Annotated in this window: 8 protein-coding genes and 1 pseudogene; 5 read left to right on the plus strand and 4 right to left on the minus strand. The window is 70.9% G+C overall.

The features are described from left to right. Positions 1 to 120: 120 nt before the first annotated feature. A pseudogene (locus KKZ08_RS06410) lies at positions 121 to 6,054 on the minus strand (beta-ketoacyl synthase N-terminal-like domain-containing protein); the annotation flags it as partial. Positions 6,055 to 6,656: 602 nt separating this feature from the next. Between KKZ08_RS06410 and KKZ08_RS06415 the strand changes: the two are divergent. From KKZ08_RS06415 to KKZ08_RS06435, 5 genes are read left to right on the plus strand one after another with little or no spacing between them, the layout of a single operon-like run. Continuing rightward, on the plus strand, positions 6,657 to 8,156 hold the full coding sequence (locus tag KKZ08_RS06415; RefSeq protein WP_223773510.1) for an NDP-hexose 2,3-dehydratase family protein: 1,500 nt from the start codon (positions 6,657 to 6,659) through the stop codon (positions 8,154 to 8,156). Between the two features lie 2 nt (positions 8,157 to 8,158). After that, on the plus strand, positions 8,159 to 9,187 hold the full coding sequence (locus KKZ08_RS06420; RefSeq protein ID WP_223773511.1) for a Gfo/Idh/MocA family oxidoreductase: 1,029 nt from the start codon (positions 8,159 to 8,161) through the stop codon (positions 9,185 to 9,187). Next, positions 9,187 to 9,924, plus strand: coding sequence for an NAD-dependent epimerase/dehydratase family protein (locus KKZ08_RS06425; RefSeq protein WP_223773512.1), 738 nt, complete (start codon positions 9,187 to 9,189; stop codon positions 9,922 to 9,924). The genes KKZ08_RS06420 and KKZ08_RS06425 overlap by 1 nt, the downstream gene beginning before the upstream one ends. A 30-nt stretch (positions 9,925 to 9,954) precedes the next feature. Then, entirely contained in the window at positions 9,955 to 11,208 is a 1,254-nt protein-coding gene (locus KKZ08_RS06430) for a glycosyltransferase (RefSeq protein ID WP_223773513.1), read from the plus strand. A 51-nt stretch (positions 11,209 to 11,259) separates the two neighbouring features. Next, on the plus strand, positions 11,260 to 12,006 hold the full coding sequence (locus KKZ08_RS06435) for an alpha/beta fold hydrolase (protein ID WP_223773514.1): 747 nt from the start codon (positions 11,260 to 11,262) through the stop codon (positions 12,004 to 12,006). A gap of 44 nt (positions 12,007 to 12,050) precedes the next feature. On the opposite strand, the gene KKZ08_RS06440 is transcribed toward KKZ08_RS06435, so the two are convergent. From KKZ08_RS06440 to rpe, 3 genes are all read right to left on the minus strand, one after another. Then, complete coding sequence (locus KKZ08_RS06440) at positions 12,051 to 12,422, minus strand: barstar family protein (protein WP_223773515.1); 372 nt, start codon at positions 12,420 to 12,422, stop codon at positions 12,051 to 12,053. Between the two features lie 120 nt (positions 12,423 to 12,542). Then, the gene (locus KKZ08_RS06445) at positions 12,543 to 13,595 is read right to left on the minus strand and encodes a sugar-binding domain-containing protein (RefSeq protein ID WP_223773516.1); all 1,053 of its coding nucleotides are present in this window, start codon (positions 13,593 to 13,595) and stop codon (positions 12,543 to 12,545) included. Positions 13,596 to 13,673: 78 nt separating this feature from the next. Continuing rightward, positions 13,674 to 14,360, minus strand: coding sequence for a ribulose-phosphate 3-epimerase (rpe, locus tag KKZ08_RS06450; RefSeq protein ID WP_223773517.1), 687 nt, complete (start codon positions 14,358 to 14,360; stop codon positions 13,674 to 13,676). Positions 14,361 to 14,403 lie beyond the last annotated feature (43 nt).

The raw sequence follows: 14,403 nt of genomic DNA on the forward strand, positions 1-14,403 counted from the left end.
GCCCGCGCCTTCGGTGTCCTCCGTGCCTTCCGTGCCTTCCGTGCCGAGGATCCGGTCGCGCAGGTGCTCGGCGAGCCGCAGCGGCGTCGGGTAGTCGAAGACGGCCGTGGGCGCGAGGGGCTGCCCGGTCGCGATGCCGAGGCGGTTGCGCAGGTCCACGGCGGTCAGCGAGTCGAAGCCGGCCTCACGGAACGCCCGGGTGACCTCGACCTCCTGGGCCGAGGACCAGCCGAGGACGGCCGCGGCCTGGCCGCACACCTCGTCCAGGACGACGCGCAGCCGCTGGGCGTCGGTGGGCGCGTCGAGGACCTTCTGCCGGAAGCCGTCGACCGGTTCGGAGACCGCCGCGGAGGGCAGTTCGACCCGCACCGGGCCGCCGGCGGCCGAGGGCGCGAGCCAGTAGCGGTCGCGCTGGAAGGCGTAGGTGGGCAGTTCGACGGGCTCGGTGCCGTCGGCGGCCGGGGCGAAGAGCGCGGTCCAGTCGGGCCGGACCCCTCGTGTCCACAGCTGCCCGAGGTTGGTGAGCACCTGGCGGATGCCGCCCTGGTCGCGGCGGAGCGTACCGGCACAGAGGATGTCGCGCTCGGCGGCGTGCCCGACGGCCTGCAGCGGGGCGGTGAGCACGGGGTGCGCGCTGATCTCCAGGAAGATCCGCTTGCCCGCGTCCAGCATGGTCTCGACGGTGTCCTGGAAGCGGACCCGCCGGCGCAGGTTATCGTACCAGTACCGGGCATCGAGCGTCGCGCCGTCGATCAGTTCTGAGGTGACGGTCGAGTACATCGGGATCGTGCCGGTGCGCGGGGCGACCCCGGCGGCCCCGGCGAGCAGCGGTTCCTTGATGGCCTCGACCACGGGCGTGTGCGAGGCGAAGGCGGCGGGGACGACCCGCGGGCGCAGCTCGGCCCGCTCGGCCTCCTCGCGCACGGCTGCGAGGGCCTCGGGGAGGCCGCCGACCACCGTGGAGCCGGGGCTGTTGGCGGCCGCGATCCACACGCCGTCGCGTCCCGCGAGCATCTCCTCGACTTGGCCGACGGGTGCGCTGAGCGTCAACAGGGCGCCGCTGCAGTCCAGTTCGGCGGCCGCGAGCCTGCTGCGCAGCACCACGAGGCGGGCACCGTCGGCGAGCGAGAGCGCACCGGAGAAACAGGCGGCCGCGAGTTCGCCCTGGGAGTGGCCGACGACAGCCGTGGGCACGACACCGACGGAGCGCCAGACCTCGGCGAGCGAGATCATGACGGCCCACAGCACGGGCTGGAGGACATCGACCTTCTCCAGGCCCCGGTCGTCGCGCAGGACGTCGAGCAGGTCCCAGTCGAGCTCGGCGGAGAGCGCCTCGGCGCAGCGCCGCATGGAGTCGGCGAACACCGGCGAGGTCTCCATCAGCTCGGCGGTCATGCCCGCCCACTGGTGCCCCTGTCCGGGGAAGACGAACACCAGGTCGCCGGGCTCGTCGGCCGCGCGTCCCGTCAGTACGTGGGCGGCGGACTCCCCCGCCTCCAGGGCGTCGAGCCCGGCCAGGAACGTCTCCCGGTCGTCGGCCACCACGACGGCGCGGTGCTCCAGGGCCGACCTGGTCGTGGCCAGGGCGCGCCCGAGTTCCTCGTCCGTGGCGCCGGCTTCGGCCGCGAACTCGCGCAGCCGTGCGGCCTGTGCGCGCAGTCCCGCCGCGGTACGGCCGGAGATCACCCAGGGCAGCGCACCGCCGTCGCGCATCCGTGCCGTGGACGCGATCCGCGCGGGCTCCTCGACGGGGGCTCCGGCGCCCTCGGGCGCCTGCTCGATGATGACGTGGGCGTTGGTGCCGCTGATGCCGAACGAGGAGACGCCGGCCCTGCGGACCGGGCTGGCCTCGGGCCACGGGGTGCTCTGCGTGGCGAGGCGGACCGCGCCGGTGGACCAGTCCACCTCGGGCGTCGGACCGTCGACGTGCAGGGTGCGCGGCACGAGGCCGTGCCGGATGGCGAGGACCGACTTGATGACGCCCGCGACGCCCGCGGCCGCCTGGGTGTGGCCGATGTTGGACTTGAGCGAGCCGAGCAGCAGCGGCCGCTCCTCGGGCCGGTCCTGGCCGTACGTGGCGAGCAGCGCCTCGGCTTCGATGGGGTCGCCGAGCGCGGTTCCCGTGCCGTGCGCCTCCAGCATGTCGACGTCGGCGGAGGCGAGACCGGCGCTCGACCAGGCGTCCCGGATGACCTGCTGCTGGGAGAGGCCGTTGGGGGCCGTCAGGCCGTTGGAGGCGCCGTCCTGGTTCATCGCGGAGCCGCGGACGACCGCGAGCACCCGGTGGCCGTTGCGGCGCGCGTCCGAGAGCCGCTCGACCAGGAGCATGCCCGCGCCCTCGGAGAAGCCGGTGCCGTCGGCGGCCGCGGCGAACGCCTTGCAGCGGCCGTCGAGCGCCAGGCCCTGCTGGCTGGTGAGTTCGGTGAAGATGCCGGGCGTGGACAGGACCGTGGCGCCGCCGGCGAGGGCCAGCGTGCACTCGCCGCGCCGCAGGGACTGCACGGCCAGGTGCAGGGCCACCAGCGAGGAGGAGCAGGCGGTGTCCACCGTCAGCGCGGGGCCCGTCAGACCGAGTACGTAGGCGATGCGGCCGGAGGCGACGCTGGTGCCCTTGCCGGTGAGCATCAGGCCGTCGAGCGTCTCCGGTGCCTCGTGCAGGCGGGGGCCGTACTCCTGGTCCATCGTGCCGACGAACACGCCCGTCCGAGTGCCGCGCAGCACGTCCGGGTCGATGCCGGCGCGCTCCAGGAGTTCCCAGGAGGTCTCGAGGAGCAGCCGCTGCTGCGGGTCCATGGCGAGCGCCTCGCGCGGGGATATCCCGAAGAAGCGGGGGTCGAAGTCCGTGACGCGGTCGACGAATCCGCCGACGCCGACGGAGACACGGCCCGGCCCGTCGGGGCTCAGCAGCCGCTCCAGGTCCCAGCCGCGGTCGTCGGGGAACTCCGAGATGGCGTCCTGCTCGGAGGTGACGAGGCGCCACAGGTCCTCGGGCGAGGCGACGCCACCGGGGAAGCGGCAGCTCATGCCCACGATGGCGATGAGATCGTCGTCGGGGTCCGCCGCGCCGTCACGGCCGGGCCCGCGTGCCGCGACGGCCGCGGTGGAGGGCTCTCCGGCGCTGCCGCGCAGGGATTCCAGGTGCGCCGCGAGCCTGGCCGGGGTCGGGTGCGAGAAGAGGGTTGCCATGGTGAGCCGACCGCCGAGCACGGTGTTCAGCCTGCCGCGCAGATCGCCCAGCATGATCGAGTCGAAGCCGAGGTCCTTGAAGGTACGCCGTACGTCGATCTCTTCCGGCGTCCCGTACCCCAGCACGGCGGCTGCCTGGGCCCGCACGGCGAGCGCGACGTCCTGCGTCGCCTCGGCCGCTTGGACGGCCGCAGGGGCTTCGGCCCCGGCCTGGGGGGCAACGGCGGCGCCGTCCAGCCAGTAGTGGCGGCGCTGGAAGGCATACGTGGGCAACTCGACACGCCGCGCACCCGTACCGGCGAACACGGCCCGCCAGTCCGGCTCCACACCATGCGCCCACACCTGCGCAAGAGAGGTCAGGAAGCGCCGGGTCCCGCCCTGCTCACGCCGCAGGGTGCCCCCCGCGAACACATCCACACCCACCGCCTCACCGGTCTCCTCGACCGGAGAGGTCAACACCGGATGCGGACTCACCTCGACAAAGGTGGTGTGCCCCGAAGCGATCAGCCCCCGCACCGTGTCATGGAACCGCACCGGCTGCCGCAGATTACGGAACCAGTACTCCGCATCCGCCACACCCTCGCCGAGCAGCTCACCCGTCACGGTCGAGTACATGGGTACGTCACCCGAACGTGCCGTCACAGGAGCGGCCAGCTCCAGCAACGCGTCCTTCAACTGCTCCACCTGCGGCGTATGCGACCCGTAGTCCACGGGGATGCGGCGGGCGCGTACCTCATCACGCTCACACGCGGCCATCAGCTCGTCCAACGCGGCTGCCTCACCCGCGACGACGGTCGACTGAGGGCCGTTGACCGTGGCCACGCTGATGCGACCGCTCCAGGGCTCGATGAGCCCGACCGCCGCGGCCTCCGCCAGCGGCACCGACACCATCCCGCCCTGACCGGCCAGCTCCCGCCCGATCAGCTGACTGCGCAACGCGACGATCCGCGCACCATCCTCGACCGACAGCACACCCGCCACCACCGCAGCCGCCAACTCCCCCTGCGAGTGGCCGATGACAGCGGCAGGCCGCACACCATGCGCACGCCACACCTCCGCCAGGGAGACCATCACCGCCCACAGCATCGGCTGGACGACGTCCACACGATCCAGCGACGGCGCGCCCGGCTCCCCCCGCAGAACATCCACGGGCACCCAGTCGATATGCGGCGCCAACGCGTCCGCACACTCACCGAACCGCTCCGCGAACACGCTCGACCCGTCCACGAGTTCGGTCGCCATACCGGCCCACTGCGAACCCTGACCAGGGAAGACGAACACCACCCCGTCACCCTCACCAGCCCGCACCCCAGAGACCACACCCTCGGCAGGCTCACCCGCCGCCACGGCCTCCAACCCCGCCAACAACTCCTCACGGCCCGGACCCAGCACCACCGCCCGATGCTCAAGCCCCGCCCGCGACGACGCCAACGACCACCCCACATCAGCAACCGAAGCCCCGGACGCCGCAACAAACTCCCGCAGCCGCTCCGCCTGCCCCCGCAACCCCGCAACCGACCGCCCCGAAAGCACCCACGGCACCACACCACCACCGGCCACCAGCCCAACCAGACCGGACCCGACCCCCACCCCGGCCTCGGCTTCGGCTTCGGCTTCGGGGGCCTGCTCCACGACCACGTGCGCGTTCGTCCCGCCCACACCGAACGACGACACGCCGGCCAGCAGCGGCGCGTCCGGCCGCGGCCAGGGGGTGAGTTCGGTCTGGACCTGGAGCCGCCAGTCCTCCAGCGGAATGGCGGGGTTGGGCGTCTCGAAGTTGAGGCTCGCGGGCAGCTCGCCCGCTTCGACGGACAGCAGGACCTTGATCAGGCCCACGATGCCCGCGGCGCCCTCCAGGTGGCCCACGTTCGTCTTGACCGAGCCGACCCGCAGCGGTGCGTCCGCCGGGCGGGTGGAGCCGAGGACGGAGGCGAGCGCCGCCGCCTCGATGGGGTCGCCGACAGCGGTGCCCGTGCCGTGGAGTTCGACGTACTGGATGTCCTCGGGGCGGACGTCCGCCGCGGCGTAGGCGCGGCGCAGCACCTCTTCCTGCGCCTGCCGGCTGGGGGTGGTGAGGCTGTCGCCGCCGCCGTCGTTGTTGACGGCGCTGCCGCGCAGGACGCCGTGGATGTGGTCGCCGTCCCGGAGCGCCTGGGCCAGCGGCTTCAGGAGGACGAAGCCACCGCCCTCACCGCGTACGTAGCCGTTGGCGCGGGCGTCGAAGGTGTAGCAGCGGCCGTCGGGCGAGAGTCCGCCGAAGCGGGAGACGGTCAGGGTGCCGTCGAAGGTGAGGTTCAGGTTCACGCCGCCGGCGAGGGCGATCTCGCACTCCCCGGCACGCAGGCTCTGGCACGCCATGTGGACGGCGACGAGGGAGGAGGACTGGCCCGAATCGACCGTCAGGCTGGGGCCGTTCACGCCCAGGAGGTAGGAGAGCCGGTTGGCGATCATGCTGCGCTGGAGACCGGCGAGTGTGTGGTGGGAGACGGCTTCGGAGCTGCGCTGTCTGGTGAGGGTGGCGTAGTCGTCGCTCATGGCGCCGACGAAGACACCGGCGCGCTGTTCCGTCAGGCGGTCGGGGGTGACGCCGCCGTTCTCGAGGAGTTCCCAGCCCAGTTCGAGCGCGAGGCGCTGCTGGGGGTCCATGGCCGCGGCCTCGCGCGGGGAGATCCCGAAGAAGTCGGCGTCGAACTGGTCGACGTGGTCCAGGAAGCCACCGCGCTCGGCGGCCAACACGGCTTGATCTTGCGGTCGTTGGGGCCAGCGCCCCTGCGGTAAGGCGGTGACGGCGTCGACTCCGTCGTGCAGGAGTCGCCGTAACCGCGCCACTGAACCGGCCTGCGGCAGGCGGCAGGAGATCCCCACCACCGCTATCTGATCGCCGCCGCCACCGTGCTGCGCCGACCGAGCAGCCCTGGACAAAATTGAACCCCCGCTTAGATCTTCAGATTCGCCGAAGTCGTCGACGCAATAGTTTTGTTCCGACGGCCGCCCACAACCGGATTTCAATCGGCAGAAGCGTCGGATGACTTATCGCGAGTTTCTTGATTCAGCGCGGAAAAAAGAGCAGTTCAAATGCGTACATCAACCCTGCCACACCACTAACGGAGGTGACAATGTGATGGGAGTCACAGAGGTCCGGCACCGGAACGCACCATCATGATTACGTCAAATAATCCCTGCTGACATGCCTGACGGCATCCCTGATGGCATCCCTGATGACACCGGCCGCGAACCCCCTTGCGCAGTACACCGTATGGACGGCCCGAAGTCACATGGAGCGTGTTGACAGCCGCTCGCGAGAGACGTAGGACTAGCCAGGGCCGGAAACCACAGGACTAGGCGCACGCTCCCCCGGGAATGTCGGGAGTCGACGGTTATCGCCGCACGCCGGAGTCGGCCGCCCCAAATACGGACCCTCCCCCCACCACCCCGTCCACAAACCCTCGCCAGGGAACAAGGAGCCACTGATGACGCACGCCCCGACGGGCAGCGCCAACGTGTTGACCAGGCCCGGGGCCGGCCTGACCACCAGGATCTCCGACTCCCTGCGAGACGTGGATCAAGCCATCACGAGTCTGCGGGATTTTCACGCGTGGTTCACCGCGTACCGCGACACAGAACAGTCGATGGTTCGTCACATCCCGTTCACGGAGCTGAAGGGGTGGCGATTCGAGGAGTCGAACGGAAACCTCGTTCACGACAGTGGCCGGTTCTTTTCGGTACGGGGTCTGCGCGTTCGTGACGCACCGGGGTCAGTACCTTCTTGGGAACAACCGGTCATCAGTCAGCCGGAAGTCGGCGTACTGGGCATACTGGTCAAGGAATTCGACGGCATACCGCACTGCCTGATGCAGGCGAAGATGGAGCCGGGAAACCATAACGGCGTACAGCTCTCACCCACCGTGCAGGCAACACGGAGTAACTACACCAGGGTGCACGGCGGCCGTCCGGTGCCTTATCTCGACTATTTTCGGAATGCCGCACGGCATAGCGTGCTCGCCGATGTGCTCCAGTCGGAGCAGGGCTCCTGGTTCTACCGGAAACGTAATCGAAACATGGTGGTCAAAACCACGGAGGACGTGGAGCTGCTCGACGGCTTCTACTGGCTGTCGGCAGGGCAGCTGCACGCCCTGCTCGCGGTGGACGATCTGGTGAACATGGACGCGCGCACGGTCATGTCCTGCCTCCCGTTGACGGATCCCGCGTTACCCGACTTCCGGCCCCCGGAAGGTGATCCACGATCACTGTATCCGGACAGGACCGACACCGTTCGTTCCGCACTGACAAGATCGTTGGTTCCCGGCCACGGCTCGCTGCACTCCGCCGGCTCGCTGCGCAACTGGTTCACCGGCGCACGGGCGGACTTCGAGGGCGAGGCCACTCTCGTCGGCCTCGGCTCCCTGCGGGGCTGGCACCGCTCCGAGGATCGGATCTCACACGAATCCGGCCTGTTCTTCGACGTGATGGCCGTGGACGTGAAGACCGGCAGCCGCGAGATCGACGGCTGGACCCAGCCGATGATCCAGGCGCGCGGCCAGGGTGTCACGGCCTTCCTGGTCCAGCGGATCGAGGGCGTGCTGCACGCCCTGGTCCGGGCCAAGCACGAGCCCGGCTTCATGGACGCCGTCGAGCTCGCGCCCACCGTGCAGTGCACCCCGGAGAATTACGCCGTACTGCCGGCCGAGGCCGCTCCCCCGTTCCTGGACGAGGTCCTGAGCGCCCCTGCCGAGGCCATCCGGTTCGACACCGTGCTCTCCGAGGAGGGCGGCCGCTTCTTCCACACCCGCAGCCGCTATCTGATCGTGGAGATCCCCCCGGAGCGCGAGCTCCGGGAGCCGGAGGACTTCCGCTGGCTGGCGGTCCATCAGCTCTCGGAGCTCGTCCAGCACGGCAACTACCTGAACATCCAGGCCAGGAGTCTCCTTGCCTGCCTGCACAGCCTGCTGTGCCAGACCAGAGGGGAATGAACGTGGGTACCACCACTGCGTCGGATTTACCGCTGAGGGTCGGTGTGCTCGGCGCGTCCTCGATCGCCGCGCGGCGCACGCTGCCCGCGCTGCGCGACGTGCCTGACACCGTCGTCGCCGCCATCGCCAGCCGGGAGCGCGAGAAGGCGGAGCGATTCGCCGCCGACTTCGACTGCGAGGCCGTGCACGGCTACGAGCGGCTCCTCCAGCGGGACGACATCGACGCCGTCTACGTGTCGGTCCCCAACTCCCTGCACCACACCTGGGTGAACGCCGCCCTCGAAGCGGGCAAGCACGTCCTGTCCGAGAAGCCACTGACCACCGGTGCGGCGGACACCGGCGCGCTGGCACGGGTCGCGGCGGAACGCGGCCTCGTGCTCCGCGAGAACCTCGCCTTCGTCCACCACGGGCTCCACCGGCGCGTCGCCGAGCTGGTCGCGCAGGGCCGCATCGGCCGGCTCCGGCACGTCGACGCGGCGTTCTGCTTCCCGCCGCTGCCCGCACACGACGTCCGCTACCGTCCCGAACTCGGCGGCGGCGCCCTGCTGGACGCCGGCATCTACCCCGTACGGCTCGCGCAGTACTTCCTCGGCGACGACCTCGCCGTCGCCGGTGCCGTACTGCACGACGACCCGGTCTCGGGCGTCGACGTCGCGGGCAGCGCGGTGCTCGCGGCCTCGGCGGGTCAGATCGCGACGGTCGGCTTCGGCTTCCTGCACACCTACGGCTCGCGCTACACCCTCTGGGGCAGCGAGGCCCGGCTGACCGTGGACCGCGCCTTCACCCCGCCGGCGACCATGGCGCCCGTCGTACGCATCGAGGAGCAGAACCGCACCGAGGAGCTCGTGCTCCCCGCCGAGCACCAATTCGCGGGCTCGGTGGCCGCGTTCGCCGCCGCGGTGCGCGAGACCGCGTCCACCGGCGTCGACTCCGGCCACCCGGCCTGGGCCGCCACCACCGTACGGACGGCCGAACTGCTCGACGCCATCCACAAATCGGCGGTCCGCGTCACCTCCGCGGAGGGCCCCTGATGGAGATCATCGGCAAGGGGTTCATCGCCCGCAACCTGGCGGCCGTCGAGGACCGCCACCCCAACGCCACGGTCCTGGCCGCCGGGGTCTCCAGCACCTGGACGAGCTCGGACGCGGAGTTCGACCGCGAGACGGCCCTGGTGAACGAGGTCAGCCGCAAATGCCGCGCCGAAGGCCGGCTCATGGTGTTCCTCTCCAGCGCGTCCCACGCGCTGTACGGCACCGGGGACGTACCGATGGCCGAGGACGCCGAGCTGCGGCCGACCTCCGCCTACGGCATCCAGCGACTGCGCCTGGAGGACATCGTCACCGGGTCCGGAGCGCCGTATCTCGTGCTGCGGGTGAGCCATGCGACGGGCCGCTGGCAGCGCCCGCACCAACTGCTGCCCGCCTTCGTCCGGCAGGTACGCGACGGCAACGTGCGGCTGTACAAGGGCGCGCACCGCGATCTGGTGGACGTGGCCGACCTGGTCCGGGCTGTCGACGGCCTCCTCGAACAGGGCGTCGAGAACGAGGTGGTCAACGTGGCCTCGGGGACGCCGCTGCCCGTGGAGACCGTCGTCCACGGCATCGAGAAGCGTCTGGGGCTCTTCGCGCGGCACGAGATCCTCGACGTGCCCTTCAGCCTGACCCGGGTGTCGGTCGACAAGCTCTGCGCCTTGCTGCCCGAGCTGCGACCGGTGGCCGACTCCGACTACCTGGACCGCATGCTCGACCGCTACGTCCCCTATTACTGAACACCCCTATTACTGAACAACGGAGGATTCATGCACGTCTCGCTCGTTGTCACCGGATCAAGGGGTGACGTCCAGCCGTTCATCGCGCTGGGCAGGACCCTGACGGCCCGCGGACACTCGGTGATCCTCGCCACCCACGGTGACTTCGAGAAGCTGGTGCGTGAGTCCGGCCTCGACTTCGCCGAACTCCCGGGCAGCCCACGGGACTTCCTGGCGCACCCGGCGCTCGCCGAGGCGCTCCAGCAGGGCGCCTCGCTCTTCCGCGCGGCGCGCAAGGTCCCCCGGCAGACGCAGGAGCACATCCGCCTGCTCGCCTCCCGCATAGCGGAGGTGTGCGAGGGGGCCGACCTGGTGGTCAACAGCGTACTGAGCCGCATCCTGTTCGAGGACAACGGCAAGGCCCCCTGGGCCTCGCTGACCTGGTGGCCGCTGAACCCCACCAGCCAGTGGCCGGCCATGATGGCGCCCCCGAGCAAGCTGGGTCCGCTCTACAACCGCCTGACGCACCGCGCGGCGGGCCTCCTGGACTGGGTCTCCATCCGCGGATACCGCAAGGACGCGAACATGCCGGGGCTGCCGTTCGGCGCGCCCTACCGCGAACTGGGCCGTGACGTACCGCTGTTGTGCCCCGTCACCCGCGAGATGTTCACCGAGCCCGCCGACTGGCCCGCCCTCTCGCGGTTCACCGGCTACTGGTTCTGGGACCGCGAGTGGAGCCCCTCCGACGCGCTGGTCGACTTCGTGGAGTCCGGGGACGCCCCGGTGACGCTGTCGTTCGGCAGCATCTGGCCGGTGCACCAGCCGGACAAGACCCTGCGGAAGGTGCTCGGCGTCGTCCGGTCGTACGGGCGTCGCCTCGTGCTCGTGGGCGGCGGCCCCGAAGAGGTGCCGGACGACGTGTTCCGCGTCGAGGACGTGCACTATCCCTGGCTGTTCCCCCGGTCGTCGGCGATCATCCACCACGGCGGCTGCAACACCACGGGCGAGGCGCTGCGTTCGGGCACGCCCCAGGTGGTCGTGCCGACGTTCGCCGACAGCCCCTTCTGGGCGGCGCAGGTGCACCGGCTCGGCGTGTCCCCGCGGCCCATCCCGTTCTCGAAGTTCACCGCCGAACTCCTCGACGAGGCACTCGGCAAGGCCCTGAACGACGAGGGCATGGCCCGGCGGGCGGCGCGCATCGGCGAGGCCGTGCGCGCCGAGAACGGCACAGAGACGGCCGTCGACATCCTGGAGGACTGGGTGAAGCGCTGGCCCGGCCCCAAGACGGCGAACTCCCGTGCGTGAGTGGGGAGTCGGAGTGCCCCGCAGACCCGGTACCGAGGAGCGACCACAGACATGACAGACATGACGGACCTCAGCACCCCTTCCATACGCCGCTTCCACCCCTCCGACGCGGGCGTCCGCCTGGTGTGCTTCCCGCACGCGGGCGGCGCCGCCAGCTATTTCTTCCCCGTGTCGCGGCAGCTGTCGCCGGTGGCCGACGTGCTGGCCGTCCAGTACCCGGGGCGGCAGGAGCGGCGCAAGGAGCCGTGCGTCGACAGCGTGACCTCGCTGGCCGACATCCTGGCGGAGGAGCTGCTGGAGTGGGCCGACAGGCCGCTGGCGTTCTTCGGCCACAGCATGGGCTCGCTGGTGGCCTTCGAAGTCGCCCGCAGGCTCCGGCAGAAGGACATCGAGCTGGTCGCGCTCTTCGCTTCGGGGCGCGCCGCTCCTTCCCTCTCGCGTGACGAGGGGGTGCACCGGCGTGACGACGCGGGTCTGCTCGACAGGGTGAAGGAGCTGGGCGGCACCTCGGGCGGTCTCCTGGAGGACCCGGACGTGGTGGCGATGCTGCTCCCCGCGATCCGCAACGACTACCGCGCGGTGGAGACCTACCGCCTCACCCCGGGCGAGCCCCTGAACTGCCCGCTGGTGGTGCTGACCGGCGACGCGGACCCGATGGTCACCGTCGACGAGGCCGAGGGCTGGCGCGAGTTCACCACCGGGCACTTCGAGCTGCACGCGTACCGTGGCGGGCACTTCTACCTGGACACGCACGCCGCTTCCGTACTGGAGAGGATCCGTACGCACCTGACGGCCTGACCGTCAGGCCACCCGGCCGGGCCCCGCCGTTTCCGCGGCGGGGCTCAACCGAGGGCGAGGACGATCTCCAGCGGCGCCTCCGCGCCCCTCCGGTGCTCCACCGAGGACGAGAAGACCTCCTGCGCGACGGCCCACTCCTCCGGCGCGGCCCGCGCGTACTCCTGCCAGCCGGAGACGACGATCAGCCGCCCGCGCGCGGGCGGCGCCCACGACAGGTCGCCGAGGCAGTCGGCGAGGGCGTCCCAGTTGCGCCCGAACCAGTCGGGCAGACCGAGGCCCCGGGCGCAGCGCTCCATGAAGCCGGCCTTGTCGGCCACCCCGGTCAGGTGAAGCGTCGCGGTGGTCCAGCCCGCGTCGCGCGCGGCGTCGAGCACGGACGCGAGCGGGTCGGGCGTGGTGTCGGTTCCGCCTGGCATTACCTCAGCACCGCCTTGAAGGACGCGTAGTGGTCACCGGTGTAAAGCGCCCCCCGCAAGCCACACGCCGCGACAGGGGCGCGGGGAACCGCGCCACCAGCCCCCACCACCCGCAGCGACTCAGCTGCCGTCAGGATCCGCCCGATCCAACGCGGGCCGCGGCGCCGCCCCCGCCACAAGAAGCTGATCAGCAGCAGCGGTATCCGTGACAAGACTCGTGACAAGCCCCGACCTCAGCACCGCGTCGATGGCCGCGGCCTTCCGCTGACCACCCGCGATGGCGACGACTTCAGGAATGCGCCGAAGCCGATCCGCTTCGACGGTGATGCACCGCTCCCCGAGGTCCCGCCCGACCCGACGCCCCTCGGCGTCAAACAGATGCGCGGACATCTCCGCGGCCACGCCCAGCGAGGCATAGTGCGCTCGCTCCTCGTCGCTGAGCATGTCGTGGACGGTGGAGATGCCCGGCTCCCAGGAGCCGATGGAGACCGCGGCGACCGTGACCTTGTCGAAGTACTCGAAGGCACGGGCGATGCCGGTCTGGTTGCGCAGCGCCGCCGCGGTGGCGGGGTCCGGCAGCAGCATCGGCGCGTAGATGGGGTGGGCCTCGCCGCCGGAGACCTGGGCGGCGCGGCGCACGGCCTCCACCGAGCCGCGCTCGGCGGTCCCCGCGTCGTAGACACCGGTCAGCTGCACGACCGTGCACGGCGGCAGCTGATCGAGCGCGGCCGCCATGTGGATCGTGGAGCGGCCCCAGGCGAGGCCGAGCACATCGCCCTCGGTGACGAGTTCGCCGAGGAGGTCCGCCGCGACCTCGCCGAGGTTCTCGGGGTCGGGTGAGTCCTCGATCTCGTCGGTGGGCGCCGGCGACTCCACGACGACGGCGTGCCGCAGGCCGTAGCGGGCGCGGAGCGCGTCGGAGCGCTCGGCGTCCAGCTCCGCCGGGACCCGGATCTCGATGCGCACGAGATCCCGCTCAAGTGCCGTCTCCAGGACCCGGGCCACCTTGAAGCGGCTGACGCCGAACTCCTCGGCGATCTGGATCTTGGATTTGCCCTCGAGGTAGAAGCGGCGGGCCATGGCCGCCGCCTGTACCAGCTCCGCGGGGCCCATCCGCATGGCTGACCGACCCGCCGACATGGCCGACACGGCGCTCTCCTCACTGCTGTTCACAAACTGGGTTCGCCGTTCATCCTTGCAGATCCGGCCTAGTTGATCAGCCCTGAGGGACTGCGTTCACGTTCCCGTGGCTCAGTGGTCGCATGCCCAGGCACTTGACGCGGTCTTTGCCGTCGCTTGGGCACGCAATGAACGTACCGCTTCTGCCGGGTCCGTGGCGCCGTAGACGGCCGAGCCCGCGACGAAGACATCGGCGCCGGCCTCCGCGCAGCGCTCGATGGTCTCGGCGGAGACACCGCCGTCGACCTGGAGCCACAGCTCCAGACCGTGCTTGCCGATCAGCTCACGGGTGCGGCGGATCTTGGGCAGCATGATGTCGAGGAACGCCTGCCCGCCGAAGCCCGGCTCGACCGTCATGATCAGCAGCATGTCGAGCTCGCGCAGCAGGTCCTCGTACGGCTCGATGGGCGTCGCCGGCTTCAGCGCCATGGAGGCGCGGGCACCCTTGGCGCGGATCTCGCGGGCGAGGCGGACGGGGGCGGCGGCGGCCTCCGCGTGGAAGGTGACGGATCCGGCGCCCGCCTCGACGTACTGCGGGGCCCAGCGATCGGGGTCCTCGATCATCAGGTGGCAGTCCAGAGGCGTGTCCGTCGCCCGGGCCAGCGACTCCACGATCGGCACACCGAGGGTCAGGTTCGGGACGAAGTGGTTGTCCATCACGTCGACGTGGAGCCAGTCGGCGCCCTCGACGGCCTTTGCCTCCTCGGCAAGGCGGGCGAAGTCCGCGGACAGGATGCTGGGGTTGATCTGCACGGCCATGCCTCAAGACTGCCATGCCCGGCGCCCGGCGCGGACCGCGGTC

It is taken from the genome of Streptomyces sp. 135, assembly GCF_020026305.1.
Lineage (GTDB): Bacteria > Actinomycetota > Actinomycetes > Streptomycetales > Streptomycetaceae > Streptomyces.